General features: G+C 60.5%; 18 protein-coding genes. 13 read left to right on the plus strand and 5 right to left on the minus strand.

Annotated features, from left to right (window positions below; translation table 11 throughout):
* Positions 1-303 precede the first annotated feature (303 nt).
* Positions 304-1,254, minus strand: coding sequence for an aldose 1-epimerase family protein (locus tag KSX58_RS02410; RefSeq protein ID WP_003810714.1), 951 nt, complete (start codon positions 1,252-1,254; stop codon positions 304-306).
* Between the two features lie 186 nt (positions 1,255-1,440).
* Between KSX58_RS02410 and KSX58_RS02415 the strand changes: the two genes are divergently transcribed.
* A complete protein-coding gene (locus tag KSX58_RS02415; RefSeq protein ID WP_033499716.1) occupies positions 1,441-2,445 on the plus strand; it encodes a 4-hydroxy-3-methylbut-2-enyl diphosphate reductase in 1,005 nt (334 codons plus the stop codon).
* A gap of 92 nt (positions 2,446-2,537) precedes the next feature.
* Here KSX58_RS02415 and ybaK read toward each other — a convergent pair whose 3' ends face one another.
* The 3 genes from ybaK to KSX58_RS02430 all read right to left on the minus strand — a co-directional run bounded on the left by ybaK (position 2,538) and on the right by KSX58_RS02430 (position 5,144).
* Positions 2,538-3,044: a Cys-tRNA(Pro) deacylase gene (gene ybaK / locus KSX58_RS02420; protein ID WP_033499760.1), complete on the minus strand. Its 507-nt coding sequence runs from the start codon at positions 3,042-3,044 to the stop codon at positions 2,538-2,540.
* A gap of 126 nt (positions 3,045-3,170) precedes the next feature.
* On the minus strand, positions 3,171-4,226 hold the full coding sequence (gene gap / locus KSX58_RS02425; RefSeq protein ID WP_195229682.1) for a type I glyceraldehyde-3-phosphate dehydrogenase: 1,056 nt from the start codon (positions 4,224-4,226) through the stop codon (positions 3,171-3,173).
* Between the two features lie 171 nt (positions 4,227-4,397).
* Positions 4,398-5,144: a thiamine diphosphokinase gene (locus KSX58_RS02430; protein ID WP_055308840.1), complete on the minus strand. Its 747-nt coding sequence runs from the start codon at positions 5,142-5,144 to the stop codon at positions 4,398-4,400.
* Between the two features lie 188 nt (positions 5,145-5,332).
* Between KSX58_RS02430 and asnB the strand changes: the two genes are divergently transcribed.
* The 12 genes from asnB to KSX58_RS02490 all read left to right on the plus strand — a co-directional run bounded on the left by asnB (position 5,333) and on the right by KSX58_RS02490 (position 18,270).
* Positions 5,333-7,219, plus strand: coding sequence for an asparagine synthase (glutamine-hydrolyzing) (gene asnB, locus KSX58_RS02435; protein WP_011743427.1), 1,887 nt, complete (start codon positions 5,333-5,335; stop codon positions 7,217-7,219).
* Between the two features lie 288 nt (positions 7,220-7,507).
* Positions 7,508-8,206: a translation initiation factor IF-3 gene (gene infC / locus KSX58_RS02440; RefSeq protein ID WP_038444659.1), complete on the plus strand. Its 699-nt coding sequence runs from the start codon at positions 7,508-7,510 to the stop codon at positions 8,204-8,206.
* A gap of 18 nt (positions 8,207-8,224) precedes the next feature.
* Positions 8,225-8,419: a 50S ribosomal protein L35 gene (rpmI, locus tag KSX58_RS02445; RefSeq protein ID WP_003810699.1), complete on the plus strand. Its 195-nt coding sequence runs from the start codon at positions 8,225-8,227 to the stop codon at positions 8,417-8,419.
* 52 nt (positions 8,420-8,471) lie between these two features.
* Complete coding sequence (gene rplT / locus KSX58_RS02450) at positions 8,472-8,855, plus strand: 50S ribosomal protein L20 (RefSeq protein ID WP_003810697.1); 384 nt, start codon at positions 8,472-8,474, stop codon at positions 8,853-8,855.
* Positions 8,856-9,100: 245 nt separating this feature from the next.
* Positions 9,101-10,054 (plus strand): site-specific tyrosine recombinase XerD, encoded by a 954-nt coding sequence (gene xerD, locus KSX58_RS02455; RefSeq protein WP_003810696.1) that lies wholly within the window; start codon positions 9,101-9,103, stop codon positions 10,052-10,054.
* Positions 10,055-10,152: 98 nt separating this feature from the next.
* Positions 10,153-10,992, plus strand: a complete 840-nt coding sequence (locus KSX58_RS02460; RefSeq protein WP_011743425.1) for a ParA family protein — start codon at positions 10,153-10,155, stop codon at positions 10,990-10,992.
* Between the two features lie 127 nt (positions 10,993-11,119).
* Positions 11,120-11,929, plus strand: a complete 810-nt coding sequence (locus KSX58_RS02465) for an NUDIX domain-containing protein (RefSeq protein ID WP_138296735.1) — start codon at positions 11,120-11,122, stop codon at positions 11,927-11,929.
* Between the two features lie 67 nt (positions 11,930-11,996).
* Positions 11,997-13,352, plus strand: a complete 1,356-nt coding sequence (locus KSX58_RS02470) for an MFS transporter (protein WP_011743423.1) — start codon at positions 11,997-11,999, stop codon at positions 13,350-13,352.
* Positions 13,353-13,543: 191 nt separating this feature from the next.
* The gene (gene typA, locus KSX58_RS02475; RefSeq protein WP_039775427.1) at positions 13,544-15,475 is read left to right on the plus strand and encodes a translational GTPase TypA; all 1,932 of its coding nucleotides are present in this window, start codon (positions 13,544-13,546) and stop codon (positions 15,473-15,475) included.
* 150 nt (positions 15,476-15,625) lie between these two features.
* Positions 15,626-16,186, plus strand: coding sequence for a hypothetical protein (locus KSX58_RS02480; protein ID WP_011743422.1), 561 nt, complete (start codon positions 15,626-15,628; stop codon positions 16,184-16,186).
* Positions 16,187-16,255: 69 nt separating this feature from the next.
* Positions 16,256-17,236, plus strand: a complete 981-nt coding sequence (locus KSX58_RS02485; protein ID WP_033499758.1) for a prephenate dehydratase domain-containing protein — start codon at positions 16,256-16,258, stop codon at positions 17,234-17,236.
* Entirely contained in the window at positions 17,233-18,270 is a 1,038-nt protein-coding gene (locus KSX58_RS02490; protein WP_113736385.1) for a prephenate dehydrogenase/arogenate dehydrogenase family protein, read from the plus strand. Before KSX58_RS02485 ends, KSX58_RS02490 begins: the two co-directional genes overlap by 4 nt.
* A gap of 97 nt (positions 18,271-18,367) precedes the next feature.
* Here KSX58_RS02490 and KSX58_RS02495 read toward each other — a convergent pair whose 3' ends face one another.
* Positions 18,368-18,625 (minus strand): DUF6725 family protein, encoded by a 258-nt coding sequence (locus tag KSX58_RS02495; protein ID WP_021913854.1) that lies wholly within the window; start codon positions 18,623-18,625, stop codon positions 18,368-18,370.
* Positions 18,626-18,645 lie beyond the last annotated feature (20 nt).

Genomic DNA, 18,645 nt, shown 5'->3' on the forward strand with positions numbered 1-18,645 from the left:
TGTGACGCGAGGCGCGCCCGCCGCATCAGCGTCTGAATATGGGAAAACCCCGCGAACCGTAATGATTCCGCGGGGTTTTCCATGCTCTGTGACGCTATTCGCGCCGGCAGGGATCAGGCGTTCGGGCGCTTGCCGTGATTGGCGGCCTTCTTACGACGATCCTTGCGCTTACGTCCGCGCATGCCCATGATTGGACTCCTTTACTTGCGATTAATAAGCCTTCGGGATTATCGCACACGAGCGAGACGTTTGCCAAATTCGGCGTCCGCTGTGTGGCCGGGACTTATTCCGATGGTGATTATATCAGTCGAGCATCCCGATGAACAGCGCCGTGCTTGACGTCTCGCCCGGCTTGATGACGATGAGGTCCTTGCCGGTGTTGAACGCGTTCGCGTATGCCGTCTGCGGTTCCACCGCCACTCCGGCCGGATGCTTGATGGCCGGGAAACCGGTGCCGGTGCACACCTGGAACGAGGTGACGGTCTCGTCGCCGCCCACACGCACCTTCTTGCCGTCCGGACGGGTGAACACCGCGGTGACGGTGCCGTCTTCGGCATGCTCCAGATCCGTCCAAGCGTCGTCGAACGGCTGCTCGGTGAGCAGCGTGTCCTTACGCAGGTCATACTTGGTGCCGTCCACCGGCTCGGTGCCGGTCGGAATGAGGTTCTCGTTGACGGTGACATGCGTGCGCCCCGGCACGGTCAGGCTGCACTTGGCGTTGTGGGCGTCGATCTCATCGCCGTATCCGTTGAAGCCGTTGGCGAGCCACGGGTGGATGGCCAAGGCCCACGGTGCGTCCGCATCGCCGTTGTTGTAGGCGCTGATGTTCAGATGCAGGCCATCGTCGGCGAGGCTGTACGTCGCGGTCACCACGATGTCGAACGGATATCCCTCCATGTTGGGGGCACGCCAGCTGAGGGTCACGGCATCCTCTTTAAGGGAGACAAGCTTCCAGAACGCGCGCTTGCCGTAGCCGTGGATGGCGTTGTGGCGCTCATGCTCGTCGATCGGCAGCGTGTAGGTCTTGCCTTCGAAGGTGTATTCGCCATTCTCGATGCGGTTCGGGAACGGGATGAGCAGCTGGCCGTGGCAGCAGGTCACCATGTCATCCGGACCGGGGGAGACGATGATGTCCTCGCCTTGGTAGGTCAGTTTGCGCAGCGTCGCGCCCAACTCGGTGACGACGGCATGGTAATCGCCATGCGAAATGGAAAATTGCTGTCCGGTGCGTGGCGGCAGATTGGTGCAGGTCATAAATCACTCCATAGTGTTGTCGACTGTGTTTCCGCTACTATGTTACCGCTCACGATGTGGTGGTGGATGCGCTTGTCGTGTGGAAATTCTGCGGATGAAGACGGCCGATGTCGATTGACGGCGCCCGTGCCTTAATATTGGTGATTGCTGTTGTGATGGATGGATACGATTGGAAGGCGGCTTGACATGGGCAAACGCATCGTGCTGGCGGATCCGCGCGGATTCTGCGCCGGCGTGGATAGGGCGATTCTGACGGTGCGGACGATTCTCAAATCCGCCGATACGCCACGTGCCGACGGATTGCCGCCGGTGTATGTGCGCCGCCAGATCGTGCACAACAAGCATGTCGTCGAGGATTTGGCCGCGCAGGGCGCGGTGTTCGTGCAGGAATTGGCTGAGATCCCCGATGCCGCCGCCGAAGCCGGCATCCCAATCGTATTTTCCGCCCACGGCGTGTCTCCGGCGGTCAAAGCCGAGGCCGCGGCGCGCGGTATGCATGTGGTCGATGCCACCTGCCCGCTGGTAAGCAAAGTGCATCGCGAGGTGCTGCGTTTTGTCAAGGAAGGTTACGAGATCATCTACATCGGGCACAAAGGCCACGATGAGGCCGTTGGTGTGGTGGAGGAATCGCCGGAACATGTGCATTTGATCGAGCATGCGTCCGACGTCGACTCGTTGGATTTCCAACCTGACACGAAACTGGTGCTGCTTACGCAGACCACGTTGAGCGTCGATGAGACCGCTGGCACGATCACCGCGCTCAAAGCGCGTTTCCCATGGCTTGAAATGCCGCCGAACTCCGATATCTGCTATGCCACGTCGAATCGTCAGGCGGCGGTCAAGCTCGTTGCCGAGCAAGCCGATTGCGTGGTGATTGTCGGCTCCGCGAATTCCTCGAATTCCGTGCGGTTGATGGAAGTCGCTCAGGAGGGACTTAACGCGCGGTACGCCTCAAAAACGGCTGTTGGCGCCGCTGGTCGCGCCCATCGTGTTGATGATGCTTCGGAACTTGACCCCGCATGGTTTGAAGGTGTCGAATCCGTGGGTATTTCCTCGGGTGCCTCCGTGCCGGACGAGCTGGTTTCCGGCGTGGTCGCAGCGTTGCAAGAACTTGGCTACCAGGATGTGAGCACCATCGAAACCATCAAGGAGAACATGCATTTCGTGCTTCCTGCGGAACTGCGCAAATAGCGCGAACCTTTCGCTTACGCAAGTGGGCGGTCGGAACATCGTGTTGTTCCGACCACCCACTTATGTATTGGTGTGATGTATCGGCGTGTTTTTTACCAAGTGCCGATCGGCGCCGCTACCGCGTCGAGCACCTTGAGCAGATCGTTGGGATTGACGCCGACTGAGAAACCGCGTTTGCCGCCCGACAGCAGGATTTCGTCGTATTGCAGCGCGCTTTCGTCAAGCACCGTCTTGTGGTGTGTGCGCTGGCCAAGCGGGGAGATGCCGCCGACCACGTAGCCGGATTCGCGCATGGCGACCTTCGGATCGGCCATCGCCGCCTTCTTCGCGCCGACTGCCGCGGCCAGCGCCTTCAGATCCATATGTCCGCTGACCGGCACCACGCCGACCACGCGTTCGGAGCCGGTGTCCGCCATCAGCGTCTTGAACACCTGATGCTCGTCGAAACCGAGCTTGGTGGCGGCCTCAACCCCATAACCGTCATCCATGTGATCGTTCGAATGCGCGTATTCGTAGGTTTTGAACGGAACTCCGGCTTTTTCCAACTGCACGGTGGCCGGTGTGGAACCGGCGCCCTTCTCATGCTTTTTCTTTGCCATGCCGCCCATAATAAGCCTTCCACGTGTCCGTTGCGGCGTTTCGGATACGAAAAGGGGCTTCCGCCGAAGCGAAAGCCCCTTTGTCTGAGGCTCAGAGACGAACCGTGCGGATTACTCCGCGCCGATTCACTCGGAGATCTCGGCGAAGTACAGCAGGGTACGCACCATGTTGCAGGTGAAGCCGTACTCGTTGTCGTACCAGGAGACGGTGCGAGCCATGGTCAGGCCGTCAACGGTGTTGACATCGGTCTGGGTCGGATCGAACACGCCACCGTGGGTGTCGCCGATGATGTCGGAGGACACGATGCCATCCTCGTTGTAGCCGTAGAAGTCGGTGTCGGAGAAGGCGGCCTTGAAGGCGGCGTTGATCTCATCGGCGGTGACTTCCTTGTTCAGGACGGTGGTCAGCTCGGTGACGGAGCCATCCGGAACCTGGATGCGCTGGGCGTGGCCCTGCAGCTTGCCGTTCACGGACGGAACGACCTTGCCGATGGCCTTGGCGGCGCCAGTGGAATGAGGAATGGTGTTGATGGCGGCGGCGCGGTTGTTGCGAGCCTTCGGGAAGCGCGGGCCGTCGAGGATCATCTGGGTGCCGGTGTAGGCGTGGATGGTGGTCATGAAGCCAGCCTTGATGCCCCAGTTCTCGTCCAGCAGCTTGACCATGGCGGCCATGGAGTTGGTGGTGCAGGAGCCGGCGGACACGATCACGTCGGAAGCCTTGAGGGTCTCGTGGTTCACGCCGAACACGATGGTCGGGGTGATCTCGTCCTTGGCCGGAGCGGAGATCAGGACCTTCTTGGCGCCAGCGTTGATGTGGGCCTGGGACTTCTCAGCGGAGGTGTAGAAGCCGGTGCACTCGAGCACGAACTCAACGCCGTCGTTCTTGACCCACGGGATGTTGTTGGCATCCTTCTCGGCGTAGACCTTGTATTCCTTGCCGTCGACCACGATGGAGTCGTCGGTGGAGGTGACCTCGACCGGGGTGCCATCGTCATGACGGAAGGTGCCGTGGGTGCTGTCGTACTTCAGCAGGTAGGCCAGCATGGACGGGGTGGTCAGATCGTTGATTGCAGCGACCTCAATGTCACCGGCCTGGCCGCCACGAGCCTGCAGCTCGAAGATACGGCGGAAAGCCAGACGACCGATACGACCAAAGCCGTTAATACCAATCTTAACTGTCATGTAATTCTCCCTTTAGGGTAGGCCACGCGTGTGCCAGGCACACTGAAGCCATTGTTTACCAACACCGTCCACTGTAGTGCGTCACCTGTACTTAGGGCAACGTTCCGAGGCGCGTGTTCCAAAATGCAGTGCGATTTTCAGTGAACGCTCACATGCATGTCCCGCATGCGTTCAACGGCCGCTTGGCTCGACCAGCGCGGAGGATACGTCCGTGTCCAATGCACCGAGATCTCCGGAGAAGCCATGCCATCGCGCCACGTGCGGCAGGGGAGCCTCGATGGGGAACGTGACGATGAGCGTGCCATGCTCCACCGTGATGCGGGACGGCCTGCCGGCAAGGAACTCGTTGCTCAGTCCGTTGACGCGCGTGCTGCTCATGTCGGCGTGGTGCAGCTCGTATTTCAATCCCGTTTCGCTTACGCCGGTCGAGATATCGCTGTGGGAGAACACGGAGACCATGCGTCCCGCAACGGCGTCGTCCGCCGGGAAATCGAGCGCGCCGTCGCAGATCGCGGTGACGATCGATCCGTCGCCGTGCAGGTAGCCGGTCGCGCCACGGTCGGCCAGTAGCGCCATAAGCTGGATATTGGAAATCGTATGGTCGATTCGTCCGCCGAGCGCGCCGTATATGTGGAACGTGCGCGCGCCGCGCAGCCAGCTGATCTTCAAAGCCGACAGCAGGTCGGGATCGTCCTTTTCCGAAGGCAATGCGATGGTGCGGTCGTTTTGCGTGGGGCGGTCGCCGGTAATCGAATCGAAGTCGCCGACCACGAAATCGGCGTCGATGCCGAAGGCACGGGCGTGGTCGAGGCCGCCGTCCGCGGCGACGACGAAGGCGTCATCCGGAATCGCAGGGGTCTCATCGTAATAATCGCCTGCGCCGAAGATCACGCAGGTGCGGGCATCGTGGAAATCCATACCCGGTAGTGTAGCCGTGACGGACGAAAGGAAAGAATCGTCATTTTCATGGCTATGCGGCATACCTAAAATGTCTGAAACCTGTGGAGATTGTCACGCATGAATCGGTTCGGAGGCGCGGCGGCGGTTTTTCGACATGCGGATGCTGGTACACTGACACCGAGTTTGTTTTGAAGGGATTGCAGATAATGTGCGGAATTGCTGGTTTCGTCAACGATATGCCCATTGACGTGAAATGCCCGGTCCTCCAACGTATGACCGACATGATCGCGCATCGCGGGCCGGACAGCGAAGGCCATTACATCGACGAGCATGCGGCGCTCGGCCATCGAAGGCTCAGCATCATCGACCTCGGCGGCGGCCAGCAGCCCATCTACAACGAGGATGGTTCGAAGGTCATCACCTTCAACGGCGAGATCTACAACTATCAGACGCTGCGTGAGGAATTGATCGCGGCCGGACACACCTTCACCACCAAAAGCGATACCGAGGTGCTGCTGCACGGCTATGAGCAGTGGGGTGTGGATTTGCTGCAGCGCGTACGTGGCATGTTCACTTTCGTGATCTGGGACAAGAACAAGCAGGAGCTGTTCGGCGCGCGCGACCATTTCGGCATCAAGCCCTTCTACTATGCGAAGATGAACGGCACGTTCATGTACGCGTCGGAGATCAAGAGCCTGTTGCGCCACCCCGATTTCGTCAAGGAGCTCAACGCCGAGGCGTTGAAGCCGTATATGACCTTCCAGTATCCGGCGATCGGTGAGACCTTCTTCAAAGGCGTCTACAAGCTGCCGGAAGGGCACTATTTCACGTACCGGGATGGCAAGATGGACATCCACCGGTATTACGACGAGGATTTCCGCGAAGGCAAGCAGAAGCTGGGCGAGCTGGTGAACTCGATCGACCAGACGGTGTGCGATTCCGTCAAGGCGCACCAGATCGCCGATGTGGAGGTCGGCTCCTTCCTGTCGAGCGGTGTCGACTCCAGCTACGTCGCCGCCGTGGCGCGTCCGCAGCACACGTATTCGATCGGTTTCGGCAAAGGCACGTACAACGAATCGCAGCAGGCCGGCGAACTGGCGGAACTGCTCAAACTGAACAACACCGCCGAGTCGTTGACCGACGAGGAGGCGTTCGCCGCGTTCCCGCGCATCCAATGGCATCTCGACGAGCCGGACTCCAATCCGAGCTGCGTGCCGCTGTACTTCCTGTCCGCATTGGCCGCCAAAGACGTGAAGGTGGTGCTGAGCGGCGAAGGCGCCGACGAGTTGTTCGCCGGATACATCGACTACGGCGTGCACACCAAATTCAAGCCCATCAAGGTGGTGACTCGCTGGCTCACGCATCTGCCAGCCGGCGCGCGCAAGGCGATCGCCCGGTTCTGCAAGGGCAAGACCTTCCCGGGCGCATGGCATCTGTACGCCAATCTTGCGCCGGCCGAGGAAAGCTTCATCGGACAGGCACGTGTGTTTGAGGAATCGCAGTCCGAACAGCTGCTCAAGCCTGAATACCGCAAGGCGCCGAGCGTGCAAAGCATCGTCGACAAGACGTATGCGCGTGTGGAAGGCAAGGGTCTGAGCGAACTGAAGAAGAAGCAGTACCTTGACATGCATCAGTGGATGCCGGGTGACATTCTGCTCAAGGCCGACAAGATGACCATGGCGCATTCGCTGGAATTGCGTGTGCCGCTGCTCGACAAGGAGCTCATGGGCGTGGCCGAGCAGGTGCCGACCAAGTACCTCATCACCGACGAGAACACGAAATACGCGTTCCGCCAGGCGGCGGGACGTCATCTGCCCAAGGAATGGTACGACCGTGAGAAGCTTGGCTTCCCGGTGCCGATCAAGAAGTGGCTGCGTGAGGAGAAGTTCTACAAGTACGTCCGTTCCGTGTTCGAACGCGATTACGTCAGCCAGTTCTTCGACCAGGACGCGCTGCTGAAGATGATCGACGACAACTATGCCGGCAAAACCGACGATCGCCGCAAGATCTGGACCGTGTACTCATTCCTGACGTGGTACGACGTCTACTTCGTGCACGACGGCGAGAAGCCGGACGTCATCGCCATCGCCTGACAGCGGATGCCGTCCGAATGGTGACGAACACCCCGGGACCGGTGCGACACGCGCTGGTCCCGGGGTGTGGTATTATTTACAAGGCTTGAGAAATCAAGAAAGCGGGATATCCCCACCTGGAAGCCTTTCAGGGCCTCGGGTTCAGGCAGATGCCTTCCACCGGTCGTCTCGGTGAGATATGTAAGCCGCTCTTACGGGTTTACGGCGCGTTGTGATGCGTTTTGGCATGCCTTGAACAATCGAGACTTTGGAAAACTGCCAATCAAAGGATGTTCCGTTGCATGGAATATGAGGATTGGAGTCATCATCAGCGACGAACCACGCATTAACGACGAGATTCGCGTCTCCCAGGTGCGTCTGATCGGCCCGAACGGCGAGCAGGTGGGAGTCATCGCGACTTCCGTCGCACTGAACCTGGCAAAGGAAGCGAACCTCGATCTCGTCGAGGTGGCGCCCAACGCGAAGCCTCCGGTCGCCAAGCTCATCGATTACGGCAAGTACAAGTACAACGAGAAGATCAAAGCTCGTGAGGCGCGCCGCAACCAGAGCACCGCGGAAATCAAGGAAATTCGCTTCCGTCTGAAGATCGACGACCATGACTTCGAGGTCAAGAAGGGCCATGTTGTGCGCTTCCTGAACGGCGGAGACAAGGTCAAGGTCACCATCATGCTGCGTGGCCGCGAGCAGTCGCGACCGATTGGCGGCGTCGAGTTGCTGCAGCGACTTGCCAGCGAAGTGGAGGAATACGGCACCGTCGAATTCGCTCCGAAGCAGGAAGGCCGCAACATCATCATGACGCTCGCGCCGAAGGGCAAGAAGGTTCACACCCAGTCCGAGCAGCGTCGTCGTGGCGATCAGTCCCGTGCCGAGCGTCAGGCCCGCCAGGCCGCCCGTTTGGCGGCCAAGCAGGAGGCCCAGGCTCAGGCGGCGGCAGCAGCCAAAGCCGCCGTGGCATCCGACAAACCGAAGACTTCCGAAACGAAGTAACAAACAAGGAGGGCAGCAATGCCGAAGATGAAAACTAATTCCGCCGCTTCCAAGCGCGTCCGCGTGACCGGTTCCGGCAAGCTGATGCACGCCGGCTCCGCAATGCGCCACAACCTCGAGCACAAGTCCGCTCGTAAGCGCCGTGAGCTGAAGGCCGACGGTGTTCTGGCCACTTCCCAGAGCAAGAACATGAAGAAGCTGCTCGGTCGCTGAGCATAGCGAGAGCTTAGAAACAAAGACTTAATAGAAAGCTGAGGAATCAAATATGGCACGTGTCAAGCGCGCAGTAAACGCCCACAAGAAGCGTCGCGTCGTTCTCGAGAGGGCTTCCGGCTACCGCGGCCAGCGCTCCCGCCTGTACCGTAAGGCCAAGGAGCAGCTGCTGCACTCCTTTACCTACAACTTCCGCGACCGCAAGGCTCGCAAGGGCGACTTCCGCAAGCTGTGGATCCAGCGCATCAACGCTGCCGTCCGCGCCGAAGGCATCACCTACAACCGCTTCATCCAGGGCCTGCACCTTGCCGGCATCGAGCTGGATCGTCGCGCTCTCGCCGAGCTGGCCGTCTCCGATCCGGAGGCTTTCAAGGCCATCGTCGAGCAGGCCAAGGCCGCTCTTCCGGCTGACGTGAACGCTCCGAAGGAAGCCTGAGTTTCCCCGACGGTTCACCTGTGAACTTCAGAACCCCCGATCCGGCAAACGGACGGGGGTTCTTGCGTATCGCGTTCCCCATACCGGATACTTTGAATAGACTTTCCGGAATGTTGATTTCCATCCAATGACGGCTTCCACTTGGAACGAACGTCCTTGGAATCCTCCATGCGGGCAACGCGTTCCGTACGGGAACGTGACGGAACGGACACGACAAATGATGACGATGCAAACGGAGGACCACGATGACGGATATCGAACGCTTGATTGATCAGTTCCTCGCGTACATCGACGTGGAACGAGGACTTGCGAAAGCCACGGTGCGCGCATATGACTCGGACCTGCGCAAATACAACGGCTGGCTTGCGACGCAAGGCATTCAAGACCTTAATGCAGTGACCACGCAGGACGTGGAACGATACATCGCCTTTCTTGACGATTCCGGAGAATCCGCGCGCAGCAAGGCACGAAGACTGGCCAGCATCCATGCATTCCATCGCTTCGCACTGAACGAACATGTGGTATCCAATGACGTTGCGGCACAGGTCAAGGCTCCCAAAGGCGCGACGACGCTGCCTGACGTGCTCACTGTGGACGAGGTGGCCAGTTTGCTGGACGCGATCCCCGTCTCGCAGAATCGGCCTCAATCCGAAGGCATGGCGGACATGCCCGACGATCCCGCGATGCTGCGCGACAAGGCGTTGCTGGAATTCATGTACGCCACCGGAGCCCGCGTGTCGGAAGCGTGCGGCGCGAATCTTGACGATGTCGACTTGGAATCGAACGTTGCGAGATTGATGGGCAAAGGCTCCAAACAACGTCTGGTGCCGGTCGGCAGTTACGCATGTGAGGCGATCGCAAGATACCTCAAAAACGGACGGCCGCAGCTCGAGTCGAAGGCGAAAGGGCCCACCGAACGACGCGCGTTGTTCCTCAACAAGCGCGGCAAACGACTGTCAAGGCAATCGGTGTGGGAGATCATCCGTGCGGCCGGGGAACGCGCGCATATCGACAAGCCCCTGCATCCGCACACATTGCGCCATTCCTTCGCCACGCATCTGATCCAAGGCGGGGCCGACGTGCGCACCGTGCAGGAACTGCTGGGTCACGCGAGCGTCACCACCACGCAGATCTACACGCATGTAAGCCCGGAGAACCTCATCGAGACATATCTGACCTCGCATCCAAGGGCAAGATAGCATGAGATGCATGTGTTGCTGCCGTTTCTGACGGCGATGATGGGCTAGCATGGAAACAGTGGAGTTTTTGACACGAGGATGTTGGTAAGGTAAACGGTATGCCTACGGATTTGCTTGGACGTGATTATGAGACGTTTCCCGCACCGGAGCCGCTGCAGACGCACGGTCCGGCAAGGGTCATCGCCATGTGCAACCAGAAGGGTGGCGTCGGCAAGACCACCAGTTCCATCAATATCGGCGGCGCGCTAAGCCAATACGGCAGGCGCGTGCTGATCGTCGACTTCGATCCGCAAGGCGCCGCCACGGTGGGTCTCGGCATCAACGCCAACGCGGTGGAGGACACCGTGTACACGGCGTTGTTCAATCCGCGCATGGACGTGCACAGCGTGATTCACCACACCGATTTCGAGAATCTCGACATTATGCCGGCCAACATCGATCTGTCCGCCGCCGAAGTGCAACTGGTCACCGAAGTGGGACGTGAGCAGGTGCTTGCCGGTGTGCTGCGCCAGGTCAAGGACGAGTACGACGTGATCATCATCGACTGCCAGCCATCGTTGGGCCTGCTGACGGTGAACGCGTTGACCGCGGCCGACGGTGTGATCATTCCGGTCGCTGCCGAATTCTTCGCGCTGCGTGGCGTGGCGCTGCTCATGCAATCCATCGAGAAGGTGCAGTCGCGCATCAATCCGAGCCTTGAAGTGTATGGCGTGCTGGTCACCATGTACACCCGTACCCTGCATTGCGAGGAGGTGTTGCAGCGTATCTACGAGGCGTTCCAAGGCAAGGTGTTCCATTCCGTGATTTCGCGTTCCATCAAGCTGCCGGATTCCACGGTGGCGGCCGCGCCGATCACCATCTACGCGCCGAACCACAAGACGGCGAAGGAATACCGTGAAGTGGCCCGCGAGCTGATCGCCAACGACATCGTGGCCTGAACTTTGCAAGAGCCCCGTTGGGGGCTCTTGGTGTTTATGAGCGACTCGACACACTTATAGTCATGTTGACTATAAGTGTTAGACTCCTTTCCTGTAAGCAATTCGAAGTATTGGAAGAGGCCATCAATTGATCATGGGCAATGTCTCGGAACGGCGCAAGCAGCCTCCGCAGGTCGGCGTATCCGTGGTGATTCTGGCTTTGGGACCGGTTCCGCAGTCAGATGTGGGCGCTGGTGCCGCTTCGTCCGGCATGGGCTCCACCCTGTGGATGCCGCTGGTCAAACGCGTCCGTCAGCCTTTTTTGGGGCAATGGGCGTTGCCGGGAGGCGGTCTGAGGGCCGACCATTCATTGGAACAGTCGGCGTATGCCGCACTGGAATCGACGACGTCGCTGCATCCGAAATATCTTGAGCAGCTTTACACGTTCGGCGATCCGGCACGTTCGCATGGCGGTCTGCCGATGGTGTCCATCGTGTACTGGGCCCTGGTGGGCGAGGCCGATGGACGAATCGACTTCGCCGGAGGGGACAACGTCAAGTGGTTCCCCGTCAACCATCTTCCGGAACTTGCGTTCGACCATCGCACCATCGTCGAATACGCCATGAACCGGCTTCGCGGCAAAATCGAATCGCCTGACATCGCCACTCGATTGGTGGGCGAGCGATTCACGTTGAGCCAACTGCATGACGTGTACGAGGCGATTGCCGGACAGCGTATCGATTTGGCGAATTTCCGCCGTAAAATGCTCGCTTCCGGACTGTTGGAAGACACCGGTGAGAAACTGCGGATCGGCCGTAACAGGCCGGCGGCGGTCTACCGGTACAGCCGGAAGCCGGGAACGGATTTGTGGACCGAAGCCGGAACGGCATCCGAATCGGACGACACTCGAATTGCTTTCCAGGATGACGACGCGTTATCCGCATTGATGACGGCGTGATCGCCTGCCATCGTCGGGCTTGAACGAGCTCACGACACAATAGGAAAACAATGATAAAGGGGTGTTGATGTCCGCATCGCAACAAACCGTCGGGGGAGAGGTCTCGCTGACTCGCAACGAGCGTCTTGACCGACTGCCGTTCAACAAGGCGCACAGGAAGCTGTTGGTGGCTTCGGGTATTGGATGGGCGTTCGACGCGATGGACGTTGGTCTGGTGTCGTTCGTCGTGGCCGCCATCGCGGCCGATCCGCATTTCAATCTGACGCCGACCGAGAAAAGCTGGGTGCTGTCCATCGGTTTCGTCGGAATGGCGATCGGCGCCGCGCTTGGCGGCTTCGTGGCCGACCGCGTTGGCCGCAAGACGGTCTTCTCCGCGACGCTGGTGATTTTCGGTCTGGCCAATGGCGGTATGGCGTTGTCATGGTCGCTGGCGGCTCTGCTGATCGCTCGACTGGTCATCGGCCTCGGCCTGGGCGCCGAGCTGCCGGTCGCCTCCACATTGGTCTCGGAATTCTCTCCGACCAAACAACGCGGCCGTATGACGGTGCTGCTGGAATCCTTCTGGGCAATCGGCTGGATCATCGCCGCCTGCATCGGCTATTTCGTCATTCCGAACACCGGCGATTGGGGATGGCGCTGGGCGCTGCTCATCGGAGCATTGCCGCTGCTGTACGCCATCGTGACGCGCATTCATATCCCTGAGTCCGTGCGATTCCTCGAATCCAAGGGACGTGAGGATGAGGCCGAGCAGGCCGTGCGCTACTTCGAACAGGCCGGAGGCGTCGAACCGGTCGCATCCCCGAAGGGCGAGCCGCTGCCGAAGATCAAAACCCGCGAGCTGTTCGGCAAGAAGTATCTTGCGCGCACCGCAGCCATCTGGGCCACATGGTTCTTCGTGAACTTCTCCTACTACGGCGCGTTCACGTGGATGCCGTCTCTACTGGCCGACCAGTTCGGCTCGCTGACCAAGTCGTTCGGCTACACGCTCGCCATCGCCATCGCACAGCTGCCCGGCTACTTCCTCGCGGCATGGCTGGTGGAGATCTGGGGCCGCAGGAAGACCCTGAGCGTGTTCCTCGCCGTGTCCGCCGTGGCAGCGTTCGCCTTCTCCCAAGCCGGTTCCGTGGCCGCTGTGCTGGGCTTCGGCATGCTGCTGTCCGCGTCCAACCTTGGCGCTTGGGGCGTGTTGTACGCGGTGACTCCGGAAATCTATCCGACACGTCTGCGCGGCGCCGCCTCCGGTGCCGCCGCGGCTTGCGGTCGTGTGGCCGCGATCATCGCGCCACTGCTGATGCCATGGTTCCTGACCTTGTCCGGTGGCAACAAGGCCGTGGCGTTCATCGTTTTCGCCGTGGCGTTCATTCTCGCCTGCGTGGCGGCCCTGTGCCTGCCTGAACGCACTGGCAAGGAGCTTGAGGATTAAGGTCCGCGCGCCTCTTCGCGTGATTGACGGCGGGCCTGTCGGCATGATCTGACAGGTCCGCCGTTTTTCATGTGTCGTAATGCTTCGCTAGAATTGGCTCGGTTTGTGTGTAAGTACGGATTTTTAAGTACCGATAGCATGTACGTACCGAACGTTTACGTAAGAAAACAGCAACACTAAGAGAGGTTTCGATGGCGGTTCGCGGCGATATCCGAAATGTAGCGATTGTGGCACACGTCGATCACGGTAAGACCACCCTGGTCAACGCGATGCTGGCCCAGTCCCACGTGTTCAACGAGCGTGAGGAAGTCCCGGACCGTGTGATGGATTCCAACGATCTGGAACGCGAGAAGGGCATCACCATCCTCGCCAAGAACACCGCGGTGCAGTACACCGGCCCGCTGGCCGCCAAGTACGGCCATCCGGAAGGCATCACCCTCAACATCATCGACACCCCTGGCCACGCCGATTTCGGTGGCGAAGTGGAACGTGGCATCTCCATGGTCGATGGCGTCGTGCTGCTCGTCGACGCTTCCGAAGGCCCGCTGCCGCAGACCCGTTTCGTGCTGCGCAAGGCCCTCGAAGCCAAGCTTCCGGTCATCCTGTGCGTGAACAAGACCGACCGCCCGGACGCCCGAATCTCCGAAGTCGTCGGCGAATCCTCCGACCTGCTGCTCGGCCTGGCCCAGGACGTCATCGAGGAAGGCATCGACCTCGATGAGGATTCCCTCTTCGACCTTCCGGTCATCTACTGCGCCGCCAAGGCCGGTTACGCTTCCGAAAACCAGCCGGAAAACGGCGGCCTGCCGGACAACGACAACCTCGAGCCGCTGTTCGAGGCCATCATCAAGAACATTCCGGCTCCGGAATACGAGGAAGGCGCGCCGCTGCAGGCCCACGTCGCCAACATCGACTCCTCCGACTTCCTCGGCCGACTCGGTCTGGTCCGCATCTACAACGGCACCCTTGAGAAGGGCAAGACCTACGGTCTGTCCCGTGTGGACGGCTCCATCGAGAACTTCCGCGTGTCCGAGCTGCTGCGTACGCAGGGCCTGGAGCGCACCCCGGTCGAATCCGCAGGCCCTGGCGACATCGTCGCCGTCGCCGGCGTGAACGACATCATGATCGGCGAGACCATCGTCGACCCGGACGATCCGCGTCCGCTGCCGCTTATCCACGTTGACGACCCGGCCATCTCCATGACCTTCGGCATCAACGATTCCCCGCTTGCCGGCACCGAAGGCAAGGACCACAAGCTCACCGCCCGCATGATCAAGGACCGCCTCGATCGCGAGCTCATCGGCAACGTGTCCATCAAGGTGCTGCCGACTGACCGTCCGGACGCTTGGGAAGTGCAGGGCCGTGGCGAACTCGCACTGGCCGTGCTTGCCGAGCAGATGCGCCGTGAAGGCTTCGAGCTGACCGTCGGCCGTCCGCAGGTGGTCACCAAGACCATCGACGGCGTGGTCAACGAGCCGATGGAAAACACCACCATCGACGTGCCGGAAGAGTACATGGGCGCCGTCACCCAGCTGCTCGCCGACCGCAAGGGCCGCATGGACAACATGACCAACCACGGCACCGGCTGGGTCCGTCTGCAGTTCACCGTGCCCTCCCGTGGTCTGATCGGTTTCCGCACCGCGTTGCTGTCCGCCACCCGCGGCACCGGCATCGCCTCCTCCATCTCCGCTGGCTACGCTCCGTGGGCCGGCCAGATCGTGACCCGCCAGAACGGCTCCATGGTCTGCGACCGTCAGGGCATCGCCACTCCGTACGCCATGCAGCGTCTGCAGGCACGTGGCAACTTCTTCGTCGAGCCGCAGTCCCCGGTGTACGAGGGCCAGGTCGTCGGCATCAACAACAAGCCGGACGAGCTGGATGTGAACATCACGCTGGCCAAGCACATGACCAACATGCGTTCCGCCACCGCAGACGTGCTGGAAACCCTGACCCCGCCGATCAAGATGAGCCTCGAAGAGTCCCTGGACTTTGCCAACGAGGACGAGTGCGTGGAAGTCACCCCGGAATCCATCCGCGTGCGCAAGATCATTCTGAGCCGTGAGGATTGGTACAAGTGGCGCGCCAAGCAGCGTCGCCAGAACAACGCTCAGAATAACAAGTGATTCTTCGCATTGTTTTGGCGCTTCGCGGGCACGGTAGTGTGTTCCGCTAGTGCGCTAAACGCTTAAGAAAGGCAAGAGATGTCGGCGGTTTTCCGCGTATCTCTTGCCTTTCTTGCTGTTTTGTAAGGAACGTAGGGCATAGTGGAAGACATGACGCAACGCACGCAGGAAACACAGCCGGAACCGCAATCGCAATCACAGGACGGCATCGACCGCAGGCTGCTGCCGTGGTCGCATCGTCTACCGGTATGGGCGCGGTTTTTGGTTGACCTGCTCGCCGGTGCCGTCGTCGGCGTGATCGGCACGATGGCGCACCGCATGGGCGCGTCGGCGAATATTCCCTACGGTCTTGTGATCGCATATGCTCTGGTCATCATCTCGACATGGTCGGCGCGTTCACGTGATGGCGTATCGGGCCTCGCATTGCATCTGATCAGTTCGTCACTGGTGGTCTGGACCGTCATGGCCGGTTACGGTCCGGGCGGGGACGCCATGATTCCCGTCGGATTCGGCGAGACGGCGACGTTGCCGTATTTCAGCAACAACGCCGGCTATTTCTGGCTATACGGCGTGGTGCTGATTCCATTGATCATGCTGGCGCTGCCCAAAAGCTGGTTCACGATGCCGCCGCGCACTGAGGATGACTCCACGGAATATGACCAGAACGAATCGTCTGAACCGGACCATGACACCGCCCAACCGGTGGACTAGACCCCTCCACAGCCTCGCGAATGCGCTAAGGTGCTTAGGATGACCCGCAACAAGGAGGCACAGGCGGCAATGAGCGCACGCAAGCTGTTCTATCTGGGGCCACAAGGCACCTTCACCCATCAGGCGGCCGTCAATGCCGCCCAAGAGTTGGCACGGCTCGAACCGCAAGGCTTCGACCTGATGCCCATGGACGATGTGCCGCAGATTCTTGACGCCGCACAGCACGGCGACGGCTGGGGAATCGTGGCCTGGGAGAACAACGTCGAAGGGTACGTGGTCCCCAACCTCGACGCCCTGATCGACGCGAAGGACCTTGTCGGATTCGCACGCGTCGGTGTGAACGTCGAATTCGACGCATACGTGGCGCAAGGAGCCGATCCAGCCGAAGCGCGCATCGCCACCGCCCATCCGCACGGTCTCGCGCAATGCAAACGATTCATCGCCGAACATCGGCTCTCCACACAGCCGGCCACATCCAACGCGGCGGCCTGCCGGGACCTTATCCCAGGTGAAATCGCCTTCGGTCCCGCCATCTGCGGCGAACTGTACGACATCACCCGCATCGGCACCGCCATCCAGGATTACCAAGGAGCCGCCACCGACTTCCTCGTGCTCGCGCCACGCGCCGAAGTCGCACGGCTGCTCGCCAAACCACGCGCCGAAGCTAACGTCGAATACGAATCGGTATTGACGCTCATCCCGCTCGTCACCGGCCCAGGCGTGCTCGCCAACCTGCTCGACGTGTTCCGTGACGCGGGACTGAACATGACCAGCTTCATCTCACGGCCCATCAAAGGACGCACCGGCACATACAGCTTCATCGTCACCCTCGACGCCGCCCCTTGGGAGGAACGTTTCCGCGACGCGCTTGTGGAAATCGCAGAACATGGCGACTGGGCCAAAACACTCGCCGTCTACCCTCGCAGGGAACGCCCCAACCCGCCCGTCACCTCATGGATGCTGCCGCAAGGCGGCGTACGACTTGACGACAGCCACCTGCCGGACGATTGGCAGAACGACGAAACCGTCAGAAGGGAGCTGATGTGGTGAAGCCACGCATCGCAATCGTAGGACTCGGCCTTATCGGAGGATCACTGGCACGCCGACTCGTCAACGCCGGCTGCGAAGTGACCGCATGGAACCACAACGACCGCCCCTACGCCACCGCCGAAGCCGACGGCATCATCTGCAAACCCACCTTGGCGGCACTCGCCGAAACCAAACCGAACGTGCTCGTACTGTGCAACCCGCTCAAGGCCATGCCCGAAATCCTCGGCGCATTGAAACCATTGATCGACACGGAAACAACCACGCTCACCGACGTGGGCAGCGTCAAAGGCATGGTCCGCGACCAAGTCAAAGCCATTGGTCTTGACGGCTGCTACGTCGGAGCACACCCGATGGCCGGAAACGAACTGTCCGGCTGGGAGGCATCCGACCCGACACTCTATGACGACGCGCTCTGGGCCATCACCGTCGACGAACACACCGAATACCGCCGGTTCCGCGCCGTGGCCGACATGATCGTGAACCGTTGCGGCAACCGGCTCATCGTACTTGACGACGCCACCCATGACCGTTGCGCCGCGCTCATCTCACATATGCCTCACGTCATCGCCACCGCCATGATCAACGAGCTGGTGGCCAACCCGAACCGCAACATCGCGGCCGCGCTCGCAGCCGGGTCCTGGCGTGACATGACGCGCGTGGCGCTGACCGATCCGAACCGCACACGTGCCATGGTGGAGGAGGACGCGGCCAACGTGGAGACTTTGCTACGCAACATGGCCAACCGATTGACGTTGGTGGCCAACGTGCTGCATGACATGGCCGATACCGGCGTGCGCCCCACGGAAGGCGACGTGAAGCAAATGGACCGTTTCTTCGCCCAAGGCCAACCGTTCCGCGACTACAAGGCCGCCAGCAGGCAGCCGGAGTACGCCGAACATTGCGCGACGGTCGAACTGTCGATTCCCGAAAACGATTGGCAGCGCACGCTGCTGGAATCCGCCCGCAGAGGCGAGCATATCGTGCGATTCGACGGCGAGCGTACCGCGATCGCGCAGGCGCGTTCCGTGGTCTGACGACTGACGCCATCGCTATGCAAAAGCGCCGCAATCGCAGAAAATCAGTGCGATTGCGGCGCTCTTGTCTTTGCGCGCGGTAGGGGGAGGTATGCGACTACGGACGTGGCCGAGTCATGGAACGTTCCGGCACCGGCTTGATCGTCACGATTTCGTCGGCGGGAATCGTGACACGCTGCTCGGGACGTGAGCCGTTCGCCGCCGCATCGCGCGTCATCTCCAGTTTCTGACCGTCCCACGAACGTACGTGGCCTACGTAATCGCGGAACTTCATACGATGATCGGTGGGATCGACGCCTTCCAAGGTGCGCACCACGATGCGCGCTCCTACTGGAATCTCATTGGGAATAGGCATTGCTGCCTCCTTTCGATGTT

The organism is Bifidobacterium sp. MSK.17.10 (genome assembly GCF_019129655.1).
GTDB lineage: Bacteria > Actinomycetota > Actinomycetes > Actinomycetales > Bifidobacteriaceae > Bifidobacterium > Bifidobacterium adolescentis.